Annotated in this window: 1 protein-coding gene; it reads right to left on the reverse strand. The window is 67.4% G+C overall.

The window, feature by feature from the left end; translation table 11 throughout:
* Positions 1-490, reverse strand: a 490-nt coding sequence (locus ACKAE7_RS21225; RefSeq protein ID WP_408980254.1) for a hypothetical protein, incomplete at its 3' end; no start/stop codon positions are given.
* Positions 491-528: the final 38 nt, after the last annotated feature.

The following is a 528-nucleotide window of genomic DNA, read 5'->3' on the forward strand; positions in this document are numbered from 1 at the left end:
TCGCGAACGCGAACCAGGATGGCCGGCGCGCTGCGCACAGCGCGGCGATCGCGAGGCCGAAGACGAGCATCTTTGAGAAGAACAGCAGGACGACTGGAACGCCGCTGATCGCGGTCGAGACCACGGTATCCGGCGGCAACCGGCCGACCGCCACGTAGAAGCCCGCGCCAGCCGCGGAAAGGGCGGCCGCCGCAAGGAGCAGGCGGCCTTCGTTCAGCGGGATCGGCCGTGGCAGCAATGGTCTGGCGGAGCAGCGCCAGCCGAAGGCCGACATCCCGAGGCAGGCGGTCGTGAACACAAGCGTCCGCGCGAAGCCATTCTCCGGTAGGAACATGTTGTCCGTCAGACCCGGCAACTGCGGCAAGATGAACGCAACCGACATGGCGCTGGCGAGGAACGGATACTCGTAGATGCCGCCGCGCCGCCCCAGACCGCCGATCAACAAGGCGAGGCAAAGCAGCGCATAAAGGATGACCAGAGCCTGGTTCATGGGCCGGCTCCGGCGGAAGACGCCTCGGGCCGGACCAC

Origin of the sequence: Pseudarthrobacter sp. NKDBFgelt (assembly GCF_046097905.1) — a bacterium.
GTDB lineage: Bacteria > Actinomycetota > Actinomycetes > Actinomycetales > Micrococcaceae > Arthrobacter > Arthrobacter polychromogenes.